Below are 23,171 nucleotides of genomic sequence, written 5' to 3' on the forward strand. Positions count from 1 at the left end.
ATTAACAAAAAATCAGAGCTTCAGTACAAAGCTCTGATTTGAATAACATTAAATAAACCGAAGGCTTAAAGCGACTGAATTCGAATAGAAGCTTTAATGATTTTAATTTCTTCTTTAGTTTTCCCGCTATAAGAGCCTAAACTTTCAAACACTTTTAACGTTTCCATTCCCTCTACAACTTGACCAAACACCGTATGCCTACCATCAAGGTGTGGAGTCGCCTTAAAAGTGATAAAAAACTGACTACCATCTGTATTAGGTCCACGATTAGCCATGCTGAGTATGCCTGCTTTATCATGTTTTGCTTCTGGGCTAAACTCTCCGGCATAAAGATAACCTGGTCCACCAACACCAGCACCAAGCGGATCACCACCTTGGGCCATAAAACCATTAATCACTCGATGAAAAATAGTTTCGTCATAAAAACCTAACCGAGTTAGATAAATTGTGCTTGAAACATGCATTGGTGCTATCTTAGGCATTAGTTGTATTGAAACTTTTCCTTTATTGGTTTCTAAATCCCAAAAATAGCTTGACTCTGTTTTAAAGACTAACTGGGGCGGCTTAGGTAAGTTAGTTTTCCAGTCCGACTTTTTTTTATCAATATTTTGCTGACTAATAAAATCATCGATAGGCTTTAGCTCACTAGCCTGCTGATTACAGCCAGCTAGAATAAGTGTTATAAAACAAAGTAGTACAAAAGAAAAAGAAGTGTGATTATGGTGTTTCATTAATTTCCCTTAAAGCCTAATCAGGCATCGCAATAATATTGGCAAAGATTATAGATTGACTCACAACAAAATGGAATATCGACCTTGGACATTAGTGATTTCTGAACTAAACTGAAAGAGTGAAATATTGCTTTTGCTTGTTCGTGAAAATAATTAAAAAGCGTTGTAGCCAATGACTTACTTCACTCAAACAATATTTAGGGTAACTAACGACTCAGTAAGGTTTTATGAAATCAGCAGAGAATGACTTACTTTTCGCTCGCCAACCAATATTTGATGGTAATAATAAACTATATGGTTATGAGTTGCTTTATCGCGATCTACACCCTAACTCAGCAATTTTTGATGATGGTAATCGGGCAACAAGCGAGTTGTTAGTTAATTATTGTGGTGGAATTCTTAACGACGAAGAAGCACCTTATGTAAAAATTTTTATAAACCTCACTCGTCAGTTAATTTTATCAGATTACTTCTTTCCACTAGAACCATCTCGGGTAGTCATTGAAATTCTTGAAAATACACTCGTTGATGACAAACTGGTGGAAAAAGTTAAAGAACTTAAAAATAAAGGTTTTGAAATAGCCTTAGATGACTATAACTTTTTACCGAAATACGATCCACTCATTCCTTTAGCTAATTATATAAAAATTGATCTATTACATATTTCTCAAGTCACTTTAAAAGATAGCCTTAAAGAACTCGAATACAATATATTAGCCCCACTACCTAAACGACCGTTATTTTTAGCCGAGAAAGTTGAAGATCAAGAAAAATATGAGTATTGCAGAAATATTGGCTTCGAACTATTTCAAGGTTTTTATTTAGAAAGGCCCCAATTAGTTTACGGTAAAAAAATTAGAAATAACTCAGAAACAGCATTGCAAATTGTTGCTCAGCTACAAGAACCTAATTTAGATATAGACCATTTATGTCATTCTATTTCGCGGGACACAAAACTAAGCTATCAAATTCTCAAAATCATTAATAGTCCATTATGCCGCTTGCCGAGAAAAGTCAGTAGTTTAAAAGAAGCGGTGGTTTTTCTTGGTTTAGAACAAATCAAAAAATGGGCAATGGCAATGGCTTTATCTAATAACTCGACTCAATCAGTAGAACTATTTCGTATATTGTTGCAAAGAGCTAGAACTTGCGAACTTTATGCAACGAGTAAAAATTATGATCACCCAGAAAGCTTTTTTACTGTTGGACTATTTTCGGGTATTGACGCAGTCATGCTGGCCGACAAAAAATGGCTCATTCAAAAGCTCGATCTTGAAGCTGATATGAATGATGCCATCTTGAATGAAAAAGGATTAAAAGGAGAGGTTCTACTACTCGCCAAAGCAGTAGAAACGTCTAACTGGAACTATACTCACCAACTTGAACAAAGCGATCAAATAGAGCTATTTTCTGCTCATGAAAACGCGATTAACTGGACTCACCAACTGTGTCAAATGCTCTAATACCTAAACGAGCTCCTATTAATGTACACTTCTCTCAGCTTTAGTTTTTTTACCTAAAAGACGCACCCCGATAGAAACAATACACACAGCAATTGCACCAACCAACACACCAACTAATGCATTGGTAATTACAGGAGCTATCACTCCTAACATGTCACCAATAGCAGGAACCGAGCTCATCATTTTTTCAAAATGATGAGCCAAAGGCTTAATAACAGGTATGCCGTGAATGATAATCCCGCCTCCCACTAAAAACATAGCAGCAGTACCAACAATAGATAATAATTTCATCAAAAAAGGAGCAAATACTAGTAAACCTCTTCCCAACGCTCTTTTAAAACGGGTCCAAAACTGTTCACCTTGTTTTTTAATTAAGTAATAACCAGCATCATCTAATTTAACAATACCTGCCACTAACCCATAAACCACAACCGTAATCAATAAAGCGATTCCAGAAACAACTAATAACTGGGTTGTAAATGGAGATTCTTTAACGACACTTAGTGAAATGACGATAATCTCAGCTGACAATATAAAGTCAGTTCTAATAGCCCCTTTAATTTTCTCTTTCTCAAATTTAACCAGATCAACTTTTGGATCGGACACCGCTTTAATAATTTCTTCGTGTTCAGCTTCTTTATCTGCCTTACTGTGGAACAAATGATGGACTATTTTTTCAACGCCTTCAAAACAAAGAAACACTCCACCAATCATTAATAAAGGAATAATCAACCAATCAGCAACAGCACTGATCCCTAAAGCTGCTGGAACCAAAATAAGCTTATTTTTAAACGAGCCCTTAGCCACAGCCCAAACAACCGGTATTTCTCTTTCAGCCCTAATTCCAGACACCTGCTCTGCATTGAGTGCTAAATCATCCCCCAAAACACCAGCGGTTTTTTTAGCGGCGACTTTACTTAAAATAGCCACATCATCAAGCACCGTAGCAATATCATCTAAAAGAGTTAATAAACTCGAACCAGGCATTCAATTCCCCTATTAATAGTTACTGTGTCGTTTTGTTCATTTAGCCGTATATTACCCGATTTTTTGATTAATAGGAGTGAAATATAGAAACAGCCTGACCAAACAATATACTTTGAGCAAAAATAGCCCATCAGACATTATCATACCTTGCACATTACATGGATAAAAAACACCGCTAAGAAGACAAGTATATATAAATTCTATTGGAGACCCTACGGTGTCACAGGTATGCTGCAAACTAAATATTCACCCGTTGACCAATATTTGTTTTGTGAAGCAATCAAACAGATGTCATTAGAGGCTTAATACTATGAAACCAACCCTGATACTTGGTGCTAGCAGTAAAGAAGAGCGATTTTCTAATCGCGCTCAAAAAAAACTAATTAACCATAAACACCCCGTTATTCTAGTTTCAAAAAAAGAAACCAACATTGAGGGAATTCCGTGCTATTCGGATATCACCGAAGTGAGTGAAACAATTGATACAGTAACTCTATATATAAACCCCTCTTTGGTGGTCGCTGAGCTAAATAAAATAATACAATTAGCCCCCAAACGGGTGATTTTTAACCCTGGAACAGAGTCTGAAGAAGCCATTTTAAAACTCGAACAGGCAGGTATTAAAACAGTTGAAGACTGCACACTTATTATGTTGAATAATAGAACCTATTAAGACATCAATGATATTAATTCAATTAATTTAGGTAATAATACGATGAGTGAAAAAATTCGTTTAGTTTGTGCAGTTTGTCAAACAGTTAATCAATTCCCAGTAGAAAGATTAAACGAACGTCCCTTATGCGCCAACTGTAAAACACCACTATTTTCAGGTGAGCCTATCGAAGCGGACAATGAGTCTTTACACAAACATATTCAACACTCTGGTATTCCCGTATTAATTGATTTTTGGGCGCCTTGGTGTGGTCCTTGCCTTTCTTTTGCCCCGACATTCAGTAAATTTGCTAGTACAGTAGGCAATCAATTACGCTTATTAAAGGTTGATACAGAAGCGAACCAACAAACATCTATCGATTTTAATATTCGTTCTATTCCAACCCTTGCGTTGTATCGTCAGGGACAAGAAATTGGTAGAGTTTCAGGGGCATTTTCATTACCTCAACTTCAACAGTGGGTGGTACAGCAACTGACCGATCCAAACCATTAAAAAGCAGCTAATATGAAATACCACCCAGTAAGAGTCATGCAGGACAGTAGCAGGCCAACTCCAACTGCCGTAGCAGCTAACTTTGACTCTAAATTAGCATGAATTGCCATTACACTAGCCGTCACCATTGGCGGCATGGCAGCTTCGAATATAGACACAGACATAGCAAGTGATTCAGTTGGTACTTGCTTGATCCAAAGTGCAGATAACCCCCATATAATAATCGGCAATAAAAACAGCTTCAAAAATAAACTAAATTGCAGTGGCTTTATAATCTCACTAGGAATATTAAATGACATATGCATACCCACAAGAAACATAGTAGATGGCACTAAAAGCCAGCTGATCACGACTAATAAATACTCCAACCAAGCAGGATATATCCAACCTTTTAAGCATAAGCTTAACAAAACAGCAATTAGGGGAGGAAATAAAATAACCTTTCGTACAACAGCATAAAAATTAAAATGCCCCTCTTCCGAATAAAGAGCAATAACTATATTACCAACAATTGCCAAGCCTAAAAAAGAACCGAACAGATCATAAACAATAGCATAAGGAAGTCCCTGCTCACCAAAAAAAGCATTAACCATGGGAAAGCCAAAAAAGGATGTATTTCCAAAGCAACAAAGCATTAATAAGCATCCCACTGTTGGTCGCTGCCAATGAAAAATTTTGTTTGCTAATAAAATAAATAGTGCAGCAAAAATAATTGCTACCCAAGGTAACATAACAGGTAAAAGAAGCTGATGGTCAAATTGGAGTGATGGTATTTTCAATAAAACGATTGCAGGTAAGCAAACATATATTACAAAAGTATTGATATAATGAGAAAGACTACTTGGCAGAATATTTTTCTTCTGAGCGTATTTTTTGCACAAAATACCAAGCACTAAAAATACAGCAATAATAATAAAATTAATCATAAGACGAGACATTCCAAAGCAGTGCGTGCATCATAGCACAGCACCGGGCTTTTAATAATCCTCACCGCCTTACTGTTCATTATCTTTTTTGAAAAAGAGACACTATTGAACTAATGGCCCCTCTATTCAAGGAAGGAAGATATATATTTTGTTACATCTCACTAAAAATGACATTTAAACGCATTACTCATCTATCTCGTCTTATAAAGAAACATCTCGCCAACTTATTCTTGTAATAAATAACTAGGAGTTATCATGAAACGAAATAAACGACTAAAATTAGCAGAATATGGTCTAATCACAAGCTTGTTAGCCACTTCGATAGCAACACTTGCTGCATCAGAAGTAACAGATAGGATAGAAAAAACCATAGATTTTAATACCAATGGAAAAATTCAACTTTCCAATATTAATGGCGATGTAAGTATAAAAGCTTGCGACTGTGAGCAAGTTTCTATTATTGCTGAAATAATGGCATCCAGTCAGGAAGAACGTGATCGTATTGATGTCAATATAAAAGAAAGCGCTAACCAAATAACAATTAAAACTAAGTATAAAAAGAACCAAGAACATCATGGAAAAAACAGGCATTCAAAAGTCACTTATCAACTGTCAGTTCCTAACCATGTTAAGTTAGATGATATAGAGTTAGTTAATGGCAATTTAACTGTAAAAGGAGTTACAGGTGAATTTAACTCTGAAATGGTTAATGGTAATTTAAGCTCTGATAGCTTGACCGCTTCAGCTAATATCAAAATGGTTAATGGCGATGCAGATATTCGCTTTAAAAACTTACACCATGTAAAGAACATTGATATTGATTCAGTCAATGGCAATATTCAACTCCATATTCCTGCCGACTCAAATGCATCGATAGACGCAAGTACAGTCAGTGGCTCACTTTCAAATGAATTTAATATTCAAGTGAACAAACACAAATTTGTAGGTAGTGATATGCGTGGAAAAATAGGAAGTGGCGGTGTTGATATTGAACTAGAAAATGTAAATGGCAAAATTTCAGTTAATTCACTGTAAAATATAGCGATAAAATAAACAAGCCAGAAAACGAAGAATCAATAATTTTCTGGTTTAGTTTTTTCTTTCACAGAATTAAAACTCATCAAAAGTAATCTCTTTCAGATATTATGAATAAATAACATTCAGCTTTTTACGCATTTCTAAACGTAATAAACATAAACTAATAATCGCCTGAAATGAAACAGTAAAAACAGAGAGATACCAGACATGCTCAATTTTAAAGTAACTTTTTTGTGACAACCAAACAACAGGTATAACAAAAAATATTAACCGAGTTGCCATACTAAAAAGGCTTGGCCAGGTATTGCCTAAACCTTGAAACATACCAGAGCAGGTAAAAATAATGCCTGAAGGTATAAAATTTAATGCTATCAACTGTAAAAAAACAGCCCCAATCATAATAACGTCATTTTCTTTTGTAAATGGCTGTAAAAGCAACTGAGGACTAAACAAACAAACCATCATCAATAACAACATAATAATAGAAATCATAATCAGTGTTGAACTTAATGACTTTTTCACACGAACAGCTAACTGAGCACCAAAATTTTGTCCAACAACGGCAGGCAGAGCAAAAGCCAGAGCTAAAGCAGGCATAAAAATAGCTTGCATAACTCTCGAACCTAATCCAAATCCGGCTTGTGCAACCGAACCAAAACCTTTAATTGCCCAATAAATAATCCCCATGTAGAAGAACATCAAAATAAATTCTCCCCCCGCAGGAAAGCCAAGTGTTAATATTTTTTTCCAAGCGGGAAAATGCCAATAAAAAAGTTGGCGATCAAAATAAACAATTTTCTCTAAGCGATGAAAGTAACGCCACATAACAATAACAGCCACAATAATAGCAATAGAACTAGCTAACCCAGCTCCTGCAACTCCCATAGGGTAACCAGTAACCCACCCAGCAATTAAAATGGGCGCTAAAATAATATTAATAAGCACACTTATTACTTGAACAACCATAGTAGGCTTAACAACACCTGTACCTCTTAATGCCGATCCCATTACGACCAATACAAACTGTAAAGCTAAATTAGGAATAAACCAAAATAAATAAGTTTTTCCCACTGCCACAGTTTCAGCATTAGCAGAAATTGATTCCATATAAAACTCAGCAAAACTATAACCAGCAAGTAAAGTTAAAAATACCATAACAACCGCAATCAACAGCGATTGATTAAAAATTAAATTAGCTTCTTGAAGCTGTTTTCGACCGACGGCTTGAGCAATCAATGCAACCGCTCCCACACCTAAGATTTGAGTTAAAGCCATAATTAAAAAAGAAATATTCCCAGCCGCACTAACACCCGCCAACGCGATTTCACCTAAAGCTCCAACAAAATAAAGGTCAACTAGAAAATATAACGTTTGCACCAACATACCAACAGTAATTGGAACCGCCATATTAATAATGTGACGAGGTATTGAACCTTGTGTTAAGTCATTCATGGTGGCTTGCAATAAAGGAGAAGAGATATGACATGCTAGCACATTTAAGGGAGTGCTAATATAAATGATAGAAATATAGAATTAACAGGTATCACCCAGTTCAAAAATAAATGACAAAATAATAGGTTAAACGTTTTTTCAATATATTAAGTGGAAAATAATGTTCGCCAGTTATCAATATCCGTTTCTTGATTATCACTTAATTCAATACCTGCAACATGCTCATTTTCAGTAGTTTCAGTTGTCCACATAATTTTACCTGATAAAATAAACTCTTTATCCTCTTTCCCTAAATGAACAACAATTTCAACATCTTGATTTAGAGGAACAGGATGTTGCCCATGAATTCGGACCCCCTTAGCTGAAAAATCCTTTGAACTACATTCGAATACAAGGGGAGAATTAAAGTGCTCATTACACAATACATCTACCTTTATTGGCTCTTCTCTTAAAATACGTGCATATTTTCTTCTTTCGTCAATCATAATAAACACCACTTTAACTAGACTTATTCTATCTTAAAGTGTAGTGCGATTAATAACAGTTTGCCGACAAAATTGACTATTTTCTTAACCTTGCCTACGCCTGTAATATTCCCTCTGGAGACTCGGTTTTAACAACGAATGCCTTTAGTATATAAAAAGCTAAAACCCAAGGTATCCAAAAAAGTTTAGCGAATAATTTAATAATGAAAACATTCTTGGTAAATATTGAAAAAATAAAAATACCTATCCTCAATAGCTGAGCAAGTAGCAACACAGAAAGAATAAAGAAAATACCAATGTAGATAATAATAGTATTTTAGTTTTATACCACAATGAGTTTTATTCTGGTTGTTTCTCTCAACCCTTAAAACATCTCCTTGTTTAATTATTAATGAGGCTACTTTTAATATCTTGAATTATAGGTAAGACATAAATATAACATTCAGGCTCAATATAATAGACAAATACCTGCTTTATTTATATTACTAGTCAGTTAATTCAGTTTTGTCATTGGTATTCACTTTAAATAATGTTATTAATTCTTGAATAAAATCACCTAATGATCTGGTCATTAAAGCAAAGTCAGCATCAAACTTGACTAGCTCATCTTCACCATCAACATCATCATTTTCAGCTAACAATTCATCCATAAACTTAATACTCTTCACTTGTAAGTCAGGTTGAATAACCGCCTTGAATTGACCTTTGTAACGTATACCTAATTTGTTAACCCAATAACCATCCTCTAATAAATCACCTAAAACACCATTTTCTGACTCATTATCTTTAAATTTTGCTACTCGCTCATCCTTCGGATCTTTTAGCTCATAGTCACCAGATAAATCCCATTCTGACGGCATACCATTTTCTAACCATCCATTCAGTATTAGCGCGGGGTTTTCATCACTAATTAACTTAATTGCACCAAATGAGCCTATCGACTCAACTAACAATTCAAAAAACATATCGGCAATCGAATTGCTGCCAGCATTAAGCACTAAATAACCACGCTTGGTATCAACATAGGCAAAAATGTGAGTAGAGCGGACAAATGCTTTAGGTAGCATTTGACTAACAATATCTTCTTTAAGCGACTGTTTTTCCTTAGAGTAAACTTTACGTCCCATCTCTTCACTAATCGCATTCACTCTTTCTTCTAATGCTTCTTTTACCGCACTGGCTGGTATAACTTTCTGTTCACGACGCATGCAGATTAAAATACAACCACTAGCGGCATGCACTAAATAATCTCTAGCGCGATGGATTGGGCTGACCCAGCCAACGCTTTCCTCCACTTGACGTCCACAAGGTTGAAAACGCTTTTCAGACAACTTATCAGCCAATTCTTCTGGGCTAAACTCAAATGGCTTTGATAAGCGATACAAGTGTAAATTTCGAAACCACATACAATGTCTATTTTCTTTTAAAAAACGGCTGAGCATTATCTCGAAAAATAAGCCTCATTGCCAAAACATTTTCGATATTTATGCTCGTTATTGCTGTAAATACAGAGAACCACAGGCCTTAGTAGGACTCTAATATAGACTAGGTATCAATTAACCTATTGGCATTGTCATTTAAACGTCATTAGCAGGTCACTTTTTAGTCATATTATGCTCGCAAAATGCTAAGTATATGAAAACAAGTTCGATTATTCAGCGTAACAAAACCGTACAGGGGAGATCCCGATGGGAATTTTGAAAACGCAGTTTCAACAATTAGATACCAATGCATTTTTGTGGATTCAACATAAAATCTGCAAAACTCGACATCTACCAATAGTCAGGTTTGTTTCCTTTACCGGTGATGGCTGGCTTTACTTACTGATAGCAGTAGGCGCCCTAATCCATAATCTGGATAAAAACCTTGTGTTTTTTTATTCGAGTCTGATTGCCTATGCCATTCAAGTACCACTATATATTATTCTCAAACGAAAGTTTAAACGTAATCGACCACAAGATTTTTTAATTGCTTTTCAGGCAAAAATAAAGCCATCGGATCAGTTTAGTTTTCCTTCGGGACATACCGCAGCGGCTTTTGTAATGGCTACACAAATAGTTATATTTTTTCCAATTTTAAGCATCTTAGCTATTTGCTGGGCATTGCTTATTGGTTTATCCAGAATATTTTTGGGCGTTCATTTTCCAGGTGACATTCTCGCCGGAATATTCTTAGGTATTTTATCTGCGCTATTTGCAGGTGCTATTTATCCGTTATTTTAAATTTTTTAACTATTATGGGTTCACGCAGTAAACCATGAAAATACTATATGCAGTTCAAGCAACAGGCAATGGCCACATTACTCGTGCTCGTATTATGGCCAAAGCATTTAAGGAATTGAACATTCAGGCTGACTGGGTATTTTCAGGACGAGCCAAAGACGAGCTATTCGACATGGAGGCATTTGGTCAATTTCGGGTTTTTCCGGGATTAACTTTTGTAATAAAAAATGGCAGCATCAACTATCTTAAAACAGCTTTTAAAAATAACCTGTTTAAGTTTGTTCGCGATATATTCAGTTTTGATTTTACCGGTTATGATCTTGTACTCAACGATTTCGAACCTATCACCGCCTGGGCAGCAAAACTCAGAGGCATAAAAAATATTGGTATCTCTCATCAAATGGCTTTCCGCTCGAAAATACCGACAGCAGGAAAAAATCTAATCGCACAAACAGTATTAAAATACTTTTCGCCAGTATCAATTCCTATAGGATTGCATTGGGATCATTTTGAGCAAAACCTTTTACCTCCAATTATTGAACAACCAACATCCCCTCCGACCCTAAATGCTCAAGAAATATTAGTCTACTATCCATTTTGCGATGCTAAGCAATTAGTAGACTGGTTTGCTCCTTTTAAAGATTTCAACTTTCATATTTTTCATGGTGAAAATACACCAACAGGACACCCTCATATTAAGCTTTACAACTTTTCAAGAAGTCATTTTCAAAGTAAACAGTATCAGTGTGCAGGCGTCATTACCGCAGCTGGCTTTGAGCTGCCAAGCGAAGCCATTCAACTTGGCCAAAAGCTATTAATTTTACCGCTAGAAAATCAGATGGAACAACAGTCGAATGCAAAAGCTTTAGAACAAATAGGTCGTGCAACCTCAATTAAATACTTTTCTAATCAGGAGTTAGAATTATGGCTACAAAAACCCACCTTACCCCCACTGATATATCCCAACGTCGCCTCAGAAATGGCGAAATGGTTAGTCAGTTCAGAAAGAGAGTCATTAAAAAAATTAAGCAGAAGACTATGGGCTGAAACTAATCGAACAACTTCTTCTCCTAGCAAAATCTCAATTAACAATAAGTTAAACCATATACCTATAAATAATCATCATCAAAACACTCCTATTGAATAACCCAAATTCATGCATAAGACAAACGTTATCTCAACGCATTAGCGCAAATAATCATATATAATCACTTACAATAGATGCTTATATAAACTCGCTTTTCAAGATATTCAATTTATTTAGGCGTTCACAAGCGACTTATCCTTTAGGGTTTGCTAAAATTGCCTAATTAATCATCATGAAACTAACTGACTCTAACGAACGAACTTAATATCAACCAATAATGACTTAGAATATTTTGTTCACAAACTAGAAAACCAGCTAAAGCACGACTTCGCTAATGACTCCTTTAACCCAAACAGATCCTAAAATCATCGATTGGAATAACGTTGATTTACCTAATGCATGGCCAGATAAGTTGCAATTTAAACAACTCCATGATCTCAAGTTGTTTCTACGCAAAGTGAGGGGCCAACAAATAGAACAAGTAAAACTGCCACCAAATCTTCCCTTAAATGTCGAATTGCCCAAATACCTTTTACTAGAGTTTCATAATATGCCAAATGGTAATTATTCCAAACGTATTAGTCGGGGCTATATAACCGGGTTTGATATTAGTATGTTAGGAAAAATGAAAGGTTGCAGGAACAGAATCGCTGATGAGCTCAAGCATTGTCAATCAGTCTTAGATATTGGCTGTGCAGGCGGTCATACTGCCGCAATCATTCAACAGAATGGTTGTTCTGATATTTGGGGGCTTGATCCATCCCCCTACTTACTACAGCATGCAGCCAAAGATTATCCCAATGTCAACTTTGTACACGGAATTGCAGAAAAAACAGGCTTCTCAGATGAACGCTTTGAAGGTATTAGTGCCTGTTTTGTATTTCATGAAATTCCCCCTAAATACTCTGAGCACGCTCTAAAAGAATGTCATCGAATTTTAAAACCTGGCGGCCTGTTGAGTATTGCAGAACCCGCCCCAGACCAACTCTATCAGCCCTATCGAAAAATGCTCATCAACCATGGTCTATTAGGTATTTATTTTCGATTAATTGCACAAAAACTACACGAGCCATTTGTCGATGCCTGGCATCAAAAAAATTACAGACAGTGGGCTGAAAAACATGGGTTTGAATTGCTCCACGACAAAACAATAATGCCTGTCCGTCACTTCCTTCTCCGTAAAAAATAACTCAGCGTTAGCACGTTTATCTTTTGAAACATTTTATACGAAGCACAACTTGACCGTGTAATTCAATTTAAGTATAAACACTATTTTTCAGAAGGAAAACGGAATGAGAAAATTTCTAACGGTTATCGGATGTTGCGCTGTTTCATACTCCAGTTTAGCGAGTAATGGAAGTTTCTTCGTCACACCTCAAGTAGGTGATGTAAACACTAAAATAAAAATGGAGTATACGTTTGAAAATAACGATAATCCCCAACTATCAAGTGATAATATAGAAGTTGGTGTTTCAGCGGGATACCAATTTAACTCTGATTTTTCCATCGAAGCTGTTTTACTTCGTAATGACACAGCAGACGTTTTTGAAATGGGCGACACCTATAATATTGATCAAAAACAACTGATGCTTGGTTATACTTTTAAAGTGAATCAACATTTTCAGATTGTCCCTAAAATAGGCATCTCTTATTGGGAATTTGATGGTAAAGAAGGTAGCTTTTTAAACCCTGGCCCAGAAGAAGAATCTCATTTTAGTGGCAGCGAGCTGGTGTGGAAACTTGCTTTTGAAATCCCCATTAATAATCTCATTCAGCTACAACTCACTTACTCTGATAATAACTATGACTTTGGTAAAGCCCAAACAACGAGCTTTGGCGTCAAGTTTGAATTCTAGTATTCCCTTATCTAACCGGACTTCTCAAAGCAGATGGCTCAATTAATCAGACTCTGTATCAGCTTTCTCTAGCAGGCATACAATAACTTCACACTCTTGCCGCGCTCTATCCACAAATAAGCATTTTGTCCAAATTCATAGGCTAACTGATTAGCCTTATGCCTTTTCATATCAAAAACTAACCAACTCAATTCTTTACCCCAAAGATTTTCATCGTCACAGCTATAGCCGGGTAAGTATAGCTAAATAGGTTTATTATGGCATAATACTCACATGACTTATCCGATAGCATTTCGCCAACACGTCTTGGCTTATAAACAGAAACACGGTTTAACCTTTGAAGAAACCGGAGAGCACTTTGATATATCCATGCGAAGCCTTCTTCGTTGGAATAAAAACATTGAGCCTTGTGCGAAAAAAAATAGACCCAGCATCAAGCTTTGCATGGAGACACTGAAAAAAGATGTCGAAGATTTCCCTGATGATTATCAATGGGAACGAGCCAAGCGCTTTGGTGTTTCGCAACCGAGTATTCACGATGCTCTCAAACGGTTAAATAAGAGCTATAAAAAAAACACTGTGCCACCCCAAAGCAGATGAATTAAAGCGGGCGAGGTTTCAACAACAACTTAGTCGGTACGAGCAGTTAGGAAAGCCTGTCGTTTATTTGGATGAAAGTGGATTTGCTCAATCCTCACCTCGTACTCATGGTTATTCGGACAAAGGTCAACGCTGTTATGGTGTTCATGATTGGCATGCCAAAGGTCGTATTAATGCTATTGGGGCAATTATCCGAAATACCTTTGTGACTTTAAGTTTGTTTGCCGGAAGTATTAATGCGGATGTTTTTCATGCTTGGGTAACACAAGATTTGTTACCTAAAGTTCCCTCTAATGCGGTGATTGTGATGGATAATGCCAGCTTTCATAAGCGTAAAGACATCTGTGAAGCTATTGAGAAAAAGGGATGTATTTTGCAATGGTTACCTCCTTATAGCCCTGACTTAAATCCGATTGAAAAAAAGTGGGCGCAAGCTAAAGCTATCAGACGAAAAAAAAGATGTTCCGTTGATGAGTTATTTCAGGAGGACTGTCTATATGACAAAATAAACTGATCCAGCTATACTTGTACTTATTTGATGCAAGTCTATTTTTTAACCTTCCATGACGTATTAAATTAATATCAATTGGTAAACTTTCACTTCTTGGGTTAAACGCAGTAATAAAAACAGCACGCGAGGAGCCATAGTAATTTAACAACTTTTCTAAAACTTCACTTTTTTGTCTGGCCCGAAAAGGGTATTGTGTTTGACCTATGCGCAAAACATAGCGAGCTTGATAATATGCTTTTAAGATTGATTGATTCATATTAATAATGATGAAAATAAGTTGCTCACAACTCAACCATTTAATAAGTTCAATTATTACTCAAACTCATACTTTTGCACGATATAAAAAGAATAAAGCTTAGCAATAGCATACATTGAATGCAATAATACTTTTTTAGGCTAAAAGAAATATATGTGCAGATAGACTATTATAAAAAGAACAGTAGGAGAAAATTAGTATGAATGAAGTGGTCACACCGCAAAAAGGACCAAATGAAACAAACGCTTCAGTAGATGAATTCTTAGGCCACCCGAAAGGACTCTATATCTGCTTTTTTACAGAAATGTGGGAAAGGTTTTCATTTTATGGCATGAAAGCCTTACTGTTTTTGTATTTGATCAAATATCATTTATTTACTGATGCTCATGGTTATAACTTATTAGGTGCCTATGGCGCACTGGTATATGCTTTACCTGTTGTTGGCGGTTTATTAGCAGATCGATACCTTGGAATGAGAAAAGCCGTTATTTTCGGTGCTGTTTTACTAGTTCTAGGTCACATTGGGATGGCTTACGAAGGTCATCAAGCATCGATAATTGATGGAAATATTCAACGAGATAACTCAGCCTTACAGGTTTTTTACTTTTCACTCGCTCTAATCATTATGGGAGTCGGCTTTTTAAAGCCCAGTATCTCAAGTATTGTAGGAAAACTTTACCCAGAAAATGATCCCCGCCGAGATTCGGGATTTACTATTTTTTATGCAGGCATTAATGTAGGTGCAACATTAGCACCATTAGTTTGCGCTTATCTTGGAGAGACCTACGGATGGAAATATGGCTTTGGCCTGGCAGGCATTGGTATGGTCGGTGGTTTATTAGTCTTTGTTTTTGGTCAAAAGTATCTTAAAGGTTATGCCGAGCCCCCCTGTAATGAAAAACTTCAACAAAAAACAGCTGGAATTTCAATAGAATACTGGATTTACTTAGGCGCAACAGCAGGCTTATTTCTTATCTGGGGCTTAGTACAAACCCATTCAATGGTCGTTAGCTTAGTAGAATGGTTGCCCAGCGTGAGCCCCGTCATATGGTCATTACACACAATATCACTGGTTTTACTCAGCAGCATTATTTGGTTTATGGTTAAACATTGCAATCAAGTTGAGCGCCATCAAATGATTGTATTAATGGCCTTTATTTTGTCAGGACTTATCTTTTTTGGATTATATGAACAAACTTATAGTAGTTGGGTTGCCTTTTCAGAACGAGTTATGGATCGCAATATGCTCGGTATTCACTGGAATGCAGGTCAACTCACTTTCTTAGGTGCTTTTTTTATTTTATTACTCACACCATTTTTTGCTTGGTTATGGCCTACTTTATCTAAAAAAGGACTTAACCCAAGTAAGCCCATTAAAATGGTTTTTGGGCTCACATTTGCTGCATTAGCTTTTCTAGTACTCGCTTGGGCAACTGACTCACCAAGCGAAAGCGGACTGGTAAGTGTTTGGTATCTAGTGTTAGCTTACTTTGTCCTTGAATTGGGTGAAATGTGCTTATCACCAATCAGTTTATCGGCGGTCACTCAACTATCCGTTAAGCGAGTGGTTGGTGTGATGATGGGCGCTTGGTTCTTGGGAACATCTTATGCAGAAATACTTGCAGCAGAATTAAGCAAACTATCGGCAATAGACACCCACAGTGGTAAAGCGATTGATATTGGGGAAGCCATGACAAAGTATCAAGATCTCTTTATTTTATCAGCCAAACTCGGTTTTGCTGTCGCCATTGTTTATTTAATCATTAGTCCGCTATTAAAGAGAATGATGCATGGTATAGAGTAACTCTCTTCCCAAAAACAGACTAACCAAAAGCCGAGAGTTTATCTCGGCTTTTGGTTATTTATCATCACCTAACGCGTTAATCGATAAATCAAAATAGCCGCTCGCTTCGTCGCAATTTCTAATGAGTCGAGATTAATTTTTTCACGAGTAGAATGAGAACCACTCCCCCATGCCCCTAACCCATCAAGAGAATCAACATAGGCAGACACATGAGAAATATCACCAGCACCTCGTTTGGCAGGATCATAAGCTAAAGTTTCGCCAAAACCTAAATCTTCACTCACTTGACTGAACAGCTTTAATAGCTTTTGATTTCCAGAAGTTGGTTCCATTGGCGGGTAACTATTAGAAAATGTTATTTGTGCCGATGTTTTTGGTAAATGTTGCTTCACAATAGCTTTCATTTTTTCTATGGCCAGATCTCTTTGTTTAAGTGATAAATAACGAAGATCACCAACAACTTTTACAGTTTGAGGAATGATATTAAGTTTACCAGAAACAGAACCTGTGAGTTTTTCATGAGAAAAATCAACTTGATTACCACCAATCATAACCCCTGCATTAAAAGTTAAATTATCTTCTGCTGCTAATTGAGTATAAAATTGATGTAAGATCCGAGCAGCTTCAAAGCCAGCACCAGCCCCATTAGACTCACTAAATATTCCCGAAGAATGTGCCCTTCTACCAGTCACTTCGAGGCGCCAGGCAGAAAACCCTCTTCTGCCGATTGTACCAAACCCACTACGCCCACCTTCAAATGCCAACGCATAATCACTTTGTTTAGCCGCATCTATTAATGATTGTCGACTCACAGCAATTGGTTTTCCTGTATCTTCCTCATCCCCAGGAAAAGCCACCTGTATTTGTGTGTCTTTTAACATACCAGCCTGATGCAATGCCTTTAGTGCATAAATAATAATGGCATTCCCTCCTTTCATATCAACAACACCAGGACCACTCGCTTCATTTCCTTCCCGTTTAAACAACCTAAACGAACTATTTTTTTCAAACACGGTATCCAAGTGGCCAATCAGTAAAACTTTTTTACCTTGCTTTCCAGAACGATTTGCAAAAAAGTGTCCTGCTCGATTCATTGCCTTAGGAAGTTCTACCCACGACACCTCGAACCCCAAGGGCTCTAAGGTCGACTGATAAACTTTGCCAAGTTTTCGATTACCTGCAATATTCAACGTACCACTATTAATATTAACCGTTTCAGCAAGGTACTCTATTTGCTCTTCACTACTTTTTTCAACCCATGCAATAATTTTTTTTTCGATAGGATCTATATTTAGCGACTTCCCCATAACCCCCGAAGTAAAACTACCGACAATAAAAAAGCAAGTCAGTAAACGACGTTTATTAATCATTAACATTCATTCAGTCTCCACATCAAAAAACAATAGCTAATTTCTATACTTGCATGCAAAGAATTACATCATTTCTTGCATAAGCAAGTGTACAGTATCACAAGAGAATAAACATGCCTATAAAATCAGCTTGCACCGTTATTTTAAACAAACAAGGAATTATCAACGTCGATTAAAATGTTCACAAAAATATTCATACGACTAACTTTTTTCCAGTACCCCATAGTGTCATTACCAGAATAAATACGAGTAACAATAATTTAATTCAACTAATTTTGCCGTTAAATTTTTTTAAATATTCGCAAAATCAAACATTGATGAAGTTTTTTCAACTCTTCAATACATCATAACCAACGATAATTAATAGAGAAATCTCACACCTATAGATAAAGGCAATAGCAAGAAAAAACCTTTGACTTTTACAAATATCTCATTGGCGTGCATTGTAAATAACAACGCTTAACTAAAAAATAATAAATATATTACGATTACGGAGGCTTTCATGAACAAAAAAATACTGTGTTATCTTAGCACGCTCACATTGAGCTTGCCTTTGACATTGTGGGCTGAACAAGAAAACTCAGTTCAAACCCAAAAAGCTTCGGAAGATAATGGCGATGTTATTGTGGTCACTGGATCACGACGAACAGGTAAATCTATTACCGAAACAACCTCACCAATTGATGTGATATCTAATGAAGAAATATCTTCGTTTGCCAGTGATGATATCAAAGATGTTTTACAAGCATTAAGTCCATCTTTTAATGTCGCTTTATATCCTTCACAAGACGGTAGCACTTTTGTTCGCCCGCCGACTTTACGAGGGTTACCTGGTGGCAAAGTACTCGTATTAGTGAATGGTAAACGTATTCATCGAAGCGCCTTAGTTACACTTTCTGGCTCAGATGGGGTCAGGGGATCACAAGCCGTTGATATGGGTCAGCTTCCTGCTGCCAGTATAGAACGAATAGAAGTTTTGCGTGATGGAGCTGCGGCACAATACGGTTCAGATGCAATTGCAGGCGTTATTAATGTCATACTAAAAGACAAAGCTGGTGGAAACTTTTCAGTGCGGCATCGCCAATACTATGAAGGTGAAACAAGTGAATCAATTTCAACAAACTATGGATTTAATATTGGAGAAACAGGATTCTTAAATTTATCACTTCAATATAATGATAGTGAAGAAACCTCTCGCGGAGTTCAAAGACCAGATGCAGCCCGCGGAGCACAAGCAGGCTTACCTATCGACTCACTAGTACAAACCTGGGGCTCACCAAACAGAGAGTCAACTCGTTTTGTTTACAATGGAAATTTTGAAATTGGTGAAAAAACTGAGTTTTATTATTTTGGTAATGCCAGTAAAACAGAACAAGATGGTGGATTTTTTTGGCGTCGTCCCCCCAATGTTCCGAATGAAGATTTTACCGATGTACTCAGCCCAGCAAGTCCTTATAGACGTTCTGCCATTCAAGATCTTTCTGATGCAGATTTACAAGTCATTGCAAACGAATGGGGAACTACGGTTGAAGCCTTAAGAAACTGGGACTTATCGACAATTTTTCCTGGTGGTTTCACACCACGCTTTTTTGGTGAAGTTTCAGATCTTAGTTTCTTTTCTGGTATGCGTGGCGAATTAGAAAACGGATTAAATTGGGATGTTAGTATTAGCACCGGAGAAAATGAGATTGATTATGAACTAATGAATACGGTAAACCCATCTTTAGGGCCACTCACTCCTTTTCGCTTTAAACCAGGTTCGTTAAGACAACAAGAAAGTAAGTTTAATGCCGATTTTTCTTACCCATGGGAAACCAATGCTTTTGCAAGTCCAATTAATGTGGCTTTCGGTTTTGAATATAAAGAAGAAGAATATGAAATTGGCTTAGGTGATTTAGCTTCTTATCAAGTCGGTCCCTTTAACGATAGACCTGTTGGTTCAAATGGTTTTCCAGGGTTTGGTCCAAATGCAGTTGGCAAATTTAATCGAGACAACACCGCTTTATATCTCGATTTAGAAACAGATATTACCAATGACTTCATATTAGGATTTGCCGTTCGTTTTGAAAATTACTCAGACTTTGGCTCAACGTCAGATGCCAAAGTTTCCTCACGGTATCAAGTGAACGAAACATTTGCTGTTAGAGGAGCGGTATCAACGGGGTTTAGAGCCCCAACATTAGGACAACAATTTACGACTAATACCGCAACGAATGCCGGAACCGGAGTACCAGTTGTTGAAGGACTGTTTCCATCAACCAATCCAATATCTTTAGCACTTGGAGGCAAACAGCTGGCTCCAGAAGAGTCTGAAAACATTTCATTAGGTTTAGTGATTGAACCCAACAACAATCTAACGATGACTTTAGACTATTATAGAATTGATATTTCTGATCGACTTGCGCTCACTTCAACATTTGATGTCACCGACGATTTGCGAGCTTTATTAACACCAGAAGAACAAACGAGTGTTAGTAATATTGATGGTGTTCGATTCTTTGCCAATGCATTTGATTCGATCACCTCTGGTATTGAAGCGGTTACAAGTTATAACTTAGGTTTAGACAATGGCGATGATATGAAATTTATTTTATCTCTCAGTCATAATAAAACAGAAATCGATCAAGATAGTATTTTGCTAGTACCACCATCAGGAGATCCTACATCACCTAATCTAAATCCAATTTTAGCCCTCAACGATATTCAAAATATCGAGAATGGGCCACCACAAAACCGAGGTTCATTCACTGTTAATTATAAAACAGGGGCACTCACTTTAACCGCTCGTGCTCGATATTTTGGAGAGTGGATTGTTGGTTCTAACACGCCGGGGAATGAAACCTGGTATGGAACAAAAACTTTTTTTGATTTAGGAATGAACTATCAACTCAGCGAAGATTACTCTATTGCATTTGGTTTACAAAATGCAGGTGATCAATATCCCAGTAAATTACCTAATGCAGCCAGTGCTGAGGTCGGCCAGAGTGCCGGCGATTGTTGTGGTCGACTCTATAGTTCTAGTGCGCCTTATAATTACAACGGCGGCTCTTACTACTTAAATTTCAAAGCAAACTTTAAATAATCAATAAGAATTTTCTCCTCTTTGTGCTCAGTAAAATTTAGCTGAGCACATTTTTTAACTTTGCTTTAAAACGTTAAAAGAAAGGCTGTCCAGAAAAATTTTGTATTTCTAAGCTGCCTGTGCGGCAGTGAACTACCTTCAACTGCGACAAATCCCGTACGCATTTTTCTAAGCTGCCTGTGCGGCAGTGAACCACCAGGTTAAACAACCTGATGTTTGTATTTATTTCTAAGCTGCCTGTGCGGCAGTGAACGAATAAAAGAGTCCGTTTTAAAGTAATAATCATTTCTAAGCTGCCTGTGCGGCAGTGAACAATGCGAGCATATGAAACGCGGCGTGGATGTATTTCTAAGCTGCCTGTGCGGCAGTGAACGTGAGGGCGATGCTCAATTTATACAAATTGACTTTCTAAGCTGCCTGTGCGGCAGTGAACATTTCGAAAATGAGTATTTTCATAAATCTTACTTTCTAAGCTGCCTGTGCGGCAGTGAACTTTGGGTAATGATTTCCAAGCGCTTTTCTTTGATTTCTAAGCTGCCTGTGCGGCAGTGAACTACAGTATAAACATAAAAAAATAAGTGACAACAGTCACTTAGCTAGTTTTTGGCCAAAATACCAAAGTTTTTAAGCCATAATATAACTTATTGATTAACAAGAAAATTTTTAAAGAGCAAAAATAAAAGGTCAAAATAAGATAACCGAAGCTATTTTAACCTTATTTGAATTATTATTGGTAATCAAATATTCAACTCCATCCAGATAAACTATTTAATAGAATAAAAGCTTAAGTCATTGGCTAAATATCACCCGCCTCAACACGTTGGCCCAGTTGAGTAATTAAATTCAACATTCCACCGTCATATAAAAATCGGTCGGGCCAGCAGATTTCATGGGGTTCAAACATAGTGTCCATTTGATCAAAATATTTCCTCAAGCATCGAGAGCGATTCACCACAGAATACCCCCCGCGAGAATTGTCAACTCCCATCGCCCTTTGTAGGCATAGCATCTCCCCACCAACCTCTTCATCACCGCCACTCATAGCGCCGGCATGTAACCCGCCTTCGGCTGGTGGCTTTTGAAACTCGGTTAAAGCACGACTAAACCAGGACAGCATGGCCATTGGAAAGTCATGTTGAGCACAAGAATAAAAGGGGGGATGATTGACAGGGGTTACATCTCTGGGTTTTAAGATTGATAAAACACCTTCATTTTTAGTGAGTACCCACAAGTTTTTATTATGGCTAATATCATCTTTTAAACGGGCTAATTCTACCACGCCAGTAGGTAATTGTTCATGGTGTTGGATTTTTTGTACATTGGGTTTTATCGGGTACTTAGGTTTAGTGATCCACATAGTTGTTATCCTAATTCAATCATTTGAATCGCACCAACGTCTTTAAGTTGTTGCAGGTTAATTTCTTTACGTTCGAAATTCAGCGTTTCAACGCTACCGTATTGATTATTGCTATCAGCAATCAGGTTTTTAGTCAGTCCACTGCCTTCAATATTATCCATTTGTGAATAAAAACCTTGAATTTCTTTTGAAGAAGAACCTTTAAATTTTGATACCAGATTAGTGTAGTTTGGTGCGGAAGATAAATCCCCAAGCTTGTTTGGAACAACAACAAAATAGCCAACATATTGTTGGCTATCCCAGACTCAATAAAGCTAACCTAGCTTAGAAACAAATTCAGAAAATGAACCATCGATCACATCTTCTTTTTCATCCAAGTCAGAAGCAGTGTACTCATTCATTAAAACAAGATTATCATCACCAAGTAAAAGAACCTTGCCTTCAAGCGGACCATTTAATACCAAACAAAATATATTATGAGAATCCGCTGTTTCAGCAAAAGCTACAATGTTATTCGATATCCTTTGGTTAGCCTGAAGCTCTTTATTGACATTAATAATATTATGAATATCATCCAAGTCGTTTTCTATTGAAAAAGAATAAAAAACACCAACTTCCATTAGACCATCATAAAGTCCAGGCTCTGGAAACAACCCAGTTCCATTTTCTTTTAAAAAGTCCAAATATTCTTCAGGAACTTTATAACCAATACTATTGAAAAACTTTTTAGCTTCCTCTTCATAATCTAGCACCTTGTGTTTCTCATCATAAGTTATCAT

23 protein-coding genes and 1 CRISPR repeat array are annotated in these 23,171 nt (G+C 36.8%); of the genes, 12 read left to right on the top strand and 11 right to left on the bottom strand.

Annotation, left to right across the window (positions count from 1 at the left end; translation table 11 throughout):
• Positions 1-65: 65 nt before the first annotated feature.
• On the bottom strand, positions 66-731 hold the full coding sequence (locus tag ACT5E3_RS17440; protein ID WP_444994822.1) for a peptidylprolyl isomerase: 666 nt from the start codon (positions 729-731) through the stop codon (positions 66-68).
• 227 nt (positions 732-958) lie between these two features.
• Between ACT5E3_RS17440 and ACT5E3_RS17445 the strand changes: the two genes are divergently transcribed.
• Positions 959-2,194 carry an EAL and HDOD domain-containing protein gene (locus ACT5E3_RS17445; RefSeq protein ID WP_444994823.1) on the top strand — a complete coding sequence of 412 codons (1,236 nt, stop codon included), beginning with the start codon at positions 959-961 and terminating at the stop codon, positions 2,192-2,194.
• A gap of 18 nt (positions 2,195-2,212) precedes the next feature.
• Here the strand turns inward: ACT5E3_RS17445 and ACT5E3_RS17450 are convergent, their stop codons facing one another.
• Positions 2,213-3,181 carry a DUF808 domain-containing protein gene (locus tag ACT5E3_RS17450; protein WP_444994824.1) on the bottom strand — a complete coding sequence of 323 codons (969 nt, stop codon included), beginning with the start codon at positions 3,179-3,181 and terminating at the stop codon, positions 2,213-2,215.
• Positions 3,182-3,491: 310 nt separating this feature from the next.
• Between ACT5E3_RS17450 and ACT5E3_RS17455 the strand changes: the two genes are divergently transcribed.
• On the top strand, positions 3,492-3,854 hold the full coding sequence (locus ACT5E3_RS17455) for a CoA-binding protein (RefSeq protein ID WP_444994825.1): 363 nt from the start codon (positions 3,492-3,494) through the stop codon (positions 3,852-3,854).
• Between the two features lie 42 nt (positions 3,855-3,896).
• On the top strand, positions 3,897-4,346 hold the full coding sequence (trxC, locus tag ACT5E3_RS17460) for a thioredoxin TrxC (protein WP_444994826.1): 450 nt from the start codon (positions 3,897-3,899) through the stop codon (positions 4,344-4,346).
• Here trxC and ACT5E3_RS17465 read toward each other — a convergent pair.
• Positions 4,343-5,272 carry an AEC family transporter gene (locus tag ACT5E3_RS17465; RefSeq protein WP_444994827.1) on the bottom strand — a complete coding sequence of 310 codons (930 nt, stop codon included), beginning with the start codon at positions 5,270-5,272 and terminating at the stop codon, positions 4,343-4,345. The two genes, trxC and ACT5E3_RS17465, sit on opposite strands and share 4 nt — an antisense overlap.
• Positions 5,273-5,527: 255 nt before the next feature.
• Between ACT5E3_RS17465 and ACT5E3_RS17470 the strand changes: the two genes are divergently transcribed.
• Positions 5,528-6,307: a DUF4097 family beta strand repeat-containing protein gene (locus tag ACT5E3_RS17470; protein WP_444994828.1), complete on the top strand. Its 780-nt coding sequence runs from the start codon at positions 5,528-5,530 to the stop codon at positions 6,305-6,307.
• Positions 6,308-6,415: 108 nt separating this feature from the next.
• On the opposite strand, the gene ACT5E3_RS17475 is transcribed toward ACT5E3_RS17470, so the two are convergent.
• From ACT5E3_RS17475 to ACT5E3_RS17485, 3 genes are all read right to left on the bottom strand, one after another.
• Complete coding sequence (locus tag ACT5E3_RS17475; protein ID WP_444994829.1) at positions 6,416-7,762, bottom strand: MATE family efflux transporter; 1,347 nt, start codon at positions 7,760-7,762, stop codon at positions 6,416-6,418.
• A gap of 146 nt (positions 7,763-7,908) precedes the next feature.
• Positions 7,909-8,247, bottom strand: coding sequence for a PilZ domain-containing protein (locus ACT5E3_RS17480; RefSeq protein ID WP_444994830.1), 339 nt, complete (start codon positions 8,245-8,247; stop codon positions 7,909-7,911).
• Between the two features lie 485 nt (positions 8,248-8,732).
• Entirely contained in the window at positions 8,733-9,653 is a 921-nt protein-coding gene (locus ACT5E3_RS17485; protein WP_444994831.1) for a recombination-associated protein RdgC, read from the bottom strand.
• Positions 9,654-9,935: 282 nt separating this feature from the next.
• On the opposite strand from ACT5E3_RS17485, the gene ACT5E3_RS17490 reads away from it, so the two are divergent.
• From ACT5E3_RS17490 to ACT5E3_RS17505, 4 genes are all read left to right on the top strand, one after another.
• Complete coding sequence (locus ACT5E3_RS17490) at positions 9,936-10,469, top strand: phosphatase PAP2 family protein (RefSeq protein WP_444994832.1); 534 nt, start codon at positions 9,936-9,938, stop codon at positions 10,467-10,469.
• Positions 10,470-10,503: 34 nt separating this feature from the next.
• Positions 10,504-11,616, top strand: coding sequence for an MJ1255/VC2487 family glycosyltransferase (locus ACT5E3_RS17495; protein WP_444994833.1), 1,113 nt, complete (start codon positions 10,504-10,506; stop codon positions 11,614-11,616).
• 274 nt (positions 11,617-11,890) lie between these two features.
• Positions 11,891-12,745 (top strand): class I SAM-dependent methyltransferase, encoded by an 855-nt coding sequence (locus tag ACT5E3_RS17500; RefSeq protein ID WP_444994834.1) that lies wholly within the window; start codon positions 11,891-11,893, stop codon positions 12,743-12,745.
• Positions 12,746-12,848: 103 nt separating this feature from the next.
• Positions 12,849-13,412 carry an outer membrane beta-barrel protein gene (locus ACT5E3_RS17505; protein WP_444994835.1) on the top strand — a complete coding sequence of 188 codons (564 nt, stop codon included), beginning with the start codon at positions 12,849-12,851 and terminating at the stop codon, positions 13,410-13,412.
• 68 nt (positions 13,413-13,480) lie between these two features.
• On the opposite strand, the gene ACT5E3_RS17510 is transcribed toward ACT5E3_RS17505, so the two are convergent.
• Positions 13,481-13,603, bottom strand: a complete 123-nt coding sequence (locus tag ACT5E3_RS17510) for a hypothetical protein (RefSeq protein WP_444994836.1) — start codon at positions 13,601-13,603, stop codon at positions 13,481-13,483.
• 82 nt (positions 13,604-13,685) lie between these two features.
• Here ACT5E3_RS17510 and ACT5E3_RS17515 point away from each other — a divergent pair, with 82 nt between their 5' ends.
• From ACT5E3_RS17515 to ACT5E3_RS17525, 3 genes are all read left to right on the top strand, one after another.
• The gene (locus tag ACT5E3_RS17515) at positions 13,686-14,012 is read left to right on the top strand and encodes an IS630 transposase-related protein (RefSeq protein WP_444994237.1); all 327 of its coding nucleotides are present in this window, start codon (positions 13,686-13,688) and stop codon (positions 14,010-14,012) included.
• Positions 13,990-14,526 carry an IS630 family transposase gene (locus tag ACT5E3_RS17520; RefSeq protein ID WP_444998609.1) on the top strand — a complete coding sequence of 179 codons (537 nt, stop codon included), beginning with the start codon at positions 13,990-13,992 and terminating at the stop codon, positions 14,524-14,526. Before ACT5E3_RS17515 ends, ACT5E3_RS17520 begins: the two co-directional genes overlap by 23 nt.
• A gap of 452 nt (positions 14,527-14,978) precedes the next feature.
• The gene (locus tag ACT5E3_RS17525) at positions 14,979-16,583 is read left to right on the top strand and encodes a peptide MFS transporter (protein ID WP_444994837.1); all 1,605 of its coding nucleotides are present in this window, start codon (positions 14,979-14,981) and stop codon (positions 16,581-16,583) included.
• A 68-nt stretch (positions 16,584-16,651) separates the two neighbouring features.
• Here the strand turns inward: ACT5E3_RS17525 and ACT5E3_RS17530 are convergent, their stop codons facing one another.
• Positions 16,652-17,959 carry a M20/M25/M40 family metallo-hydrolase gene (locus ACT5E3_RS17530; RefSeq protein ID WP_444994838.1) on the bottom strand — a complete coding sequence of 436 codons (1,308 nt, stop codon included), beginning with the start codon at positions 17,957-17,959 and terminating at the stop codon, positions 16,652-16,654.
• A 496-nt stretch (positions 17,960-18,455) separates the two neighbouring features.
• On the opposite strand from ACT5E3_RS17530, the gene ACT5E3_RS17535 reads away from it, so the two are divergent.
• Positions 18,456-21,035, top strand: a complete 2,580-nt coding sequence (locus ACT5E3_RS17535; RefSeq protein WP_444994839.1) for a TonB-dependent receptor plug domain-containing protein — start codon at positions 18,456-18,458, stop codon at positions 21,033-21,035.
• Positions 21,036-21,140: 105 nt separating this feature from the next.
• Positions 21,141-21,589: a CRISPR direct-repeat array (repeat unit 28 nt; unit sequence TTTCTAAGCTGCCTGTGCGGCAGTGAAC).
• Between the two features lie 242 nt (positions 21,590-21,831).
• On the opposite strand, the gene ACT5E3_RS17540 is transcribed toward ACT5E3_RS17535, so the two are convergent.
• The 3 genes from ACT5E3_RS17540 to ACT5E3_RS17550 form a co-directional block, all read right to left on the bottom strand.
• On the bottom strand, positions 21,832-22,392 hold the full coding sequence (locus tag ACT5E3_RS17540; protein ID WP_444994840.1) for a hypothetical protein: 561 nt from the start codon (positions 22,390-22,392) through the stop codon (positions 21,832-21,834).
• A 5-nt stretch (positions 22,393-22,397) separates the two neighbouring features.
• The gene (locus ACT5E3_RS17545) at positions 22,398-22,553 is read right to left on the bottom strand and encodes a hypothetical protein (protein WP_444994841.1); all 156 of its coding nucleotides are present in this window, start codon (positions 22,551-22,553) and stop codon (positions 22,398-22,400) included.
• 153 nt (positions 22,554-22,706) lie between these two features.
• On the bottom strand, positions 22,707-23,171 hold the full coding sequence (locus ACT5E3_RS17550; protein WP_444994842.1) for an SMI1/KNR4 family protein: 465 nt from the start codon (positions 23,169-23,171) through the stop codon (positions 22,707-22,709).

This window comes from Aliikangiella litoralis, from assembly GCF_052495765.1.

What these genes read in the sequence shown, in the direction of transcription:
- ACT5E3_RS17550 (WP_444994842.1), bottom strand. Translation starts at nt 23,171, where the DNA reads ATGATAACTTATGATGAGAAACACAAGGTGCTAGATTATGAAGAGGAA.
- ACT5E3_RS17505 (WP_444994835.1), top strand. Translation starts at nt 12,849, where the DNA reads ATGAGAAAATTTCTAACGGTTATCGGATGTTGCGCTGTTTCATACTCC.
- ACT5E3_RS17530 (WP_444994838.1), bottom strand. Translation starts at nt 17,959, where the DNA reads ATGTTAATGATTAATAAACGTCGTTTACTGACTTGCTTTTTTATTGTC.
- ACT5E3_RS17450 (WP_444994824.1), bottom strand. Translation starts at nt 3,181, where the DNA reads ATGCCTGGTTCGAGTTTATTAACTCTTTTAGATGATATTGCTACGGTG.
- ACT5E3_RS17490 (WP_444994832.1), top strand. Translation starts at nt 9,936, where the DNA reads ATGGGAATTTTGAAAACGCAGTTTCAACAATTAGATACCAATGCATTT.
- ACT5E3_RS17485 (WP_444994831.1), bottom strand. Translation starts at nt 9,653, where the DNA reads ATGTGGTTTCGAAATTTACACTTGTATCGCTTATCAAAGCCATTTGAG.
- ACT5E3_RS17465 (WP_444994827.1), bottom strand. Translation starts at nt 5,272, where the DNA reads ATGATTAATTTTATTATTATTGCTGTATTTTTAGTGCTTGGTATTTTG.
- ACT5E3_RS17500 (WP_444994834.1), top strand. Translation starts at nt 11,891, where the DNA reads ATGACTCCTTTAACCCAAACAGATCCTAAAATCATCGATTGGAATAAC.
- ACT5E3_RS17540 (WP_444994840.1), bottom strand. Translation starts at nt 22,392, where the DNA reads ATGTGGATCACTAAACCTAAGTACCCGATAAAACCCAATGTACAAAAA.
- ACT5E3_RS17525 (WP_444994837.1), top strand. Translation starts at nt 14,979, where the DNA reads ATGAATGAAGTGGTCACACCGCAAAAAGGACCAAATGAAACAAACGCT.
- ACT5E3_RS17455 (WP_444994825.1), top strand. Translation starts at nt 3,492, where the DNA reads ATGAAACCAACCCTGATACTTGGTGCTAGCAGTAAAGAAGAGCGATTT.
- ACT5E3_RS17545 (WP_444994841.1), bottom strand. Translation starts at nt 22,553, where the DNA reads ATGGATAATATTGAAGGCAGTGGACTGACTAAAAACCTGATTGCTGAT.
- ACT5E3_RS17445 (WP_444994823.1), top strand. Translation starts at nt 959, where the DNA reads ATGAAATCAGCAGAGAATGACTTACTTTTCGCTCGCCAACCAATATTT.
- ACT5E3_RS17470 (WP_444994828.1), top strand. Translation starts at nt 5,528, where the DNA reads ATGAAACGAAATAAACGACTAAAATTAGCAGAATATGGTCTAATCACA.
- ACT5E3_RS17480 (WP_444994830.1), bottom strand. Translation starts at nt 8,247, where the DNA reads ATGATTGACGAAAGAAGAAAATATGCACGTATTTTAAGAGAAGAGCCA.
- ACT5E3_RS17535 (WP_444994839.1), top strand. Translation starts at nt 18,456, where the DNA reads ATGAACAAAAAAATACTGTGTTATCTTAGCACGCTCACATTGAGCTTG.
- ACT5E3_RS17515 (WP_444994237.1), top strand. Translation starts at nt 13,686, where the DNA reads ATGACTTATCCGATAGCATTTCGCCAACACGTCTTGGCTTATAAACAG.
- ACT5E3_RS17495 (WP_444994833.1), top strand. Translation starts at nt 10,504, where the DNA reads ATGAAAATACTATATGCAGTTCAAGCAACAGGCAATGGCCACATTACT.
- ACT5E3_RS17475 (WP_444994829.1), bottom strand. Translation starts at nt 7,762, where the DNA reads ATGAATGACTTAACACAAGGTTCAATACCTCGTCACATTATTAATATG.
- ACT5E3_RS17440 (WP_444994822.1), bottom strand. Translation starts at nt 731, where the DNA reads ATGAAACACCATAATCACACTTCTTTTTCTTTTGTACTACTTTGTTTT.
- trxC (WP_444994826.1), top strand. Translation starts at nt 3,897, where the DNA reads ATGAGTGAAAAAATTCGTTTAGTTTGTGCAGTTTGTCAAACAGTTAAT.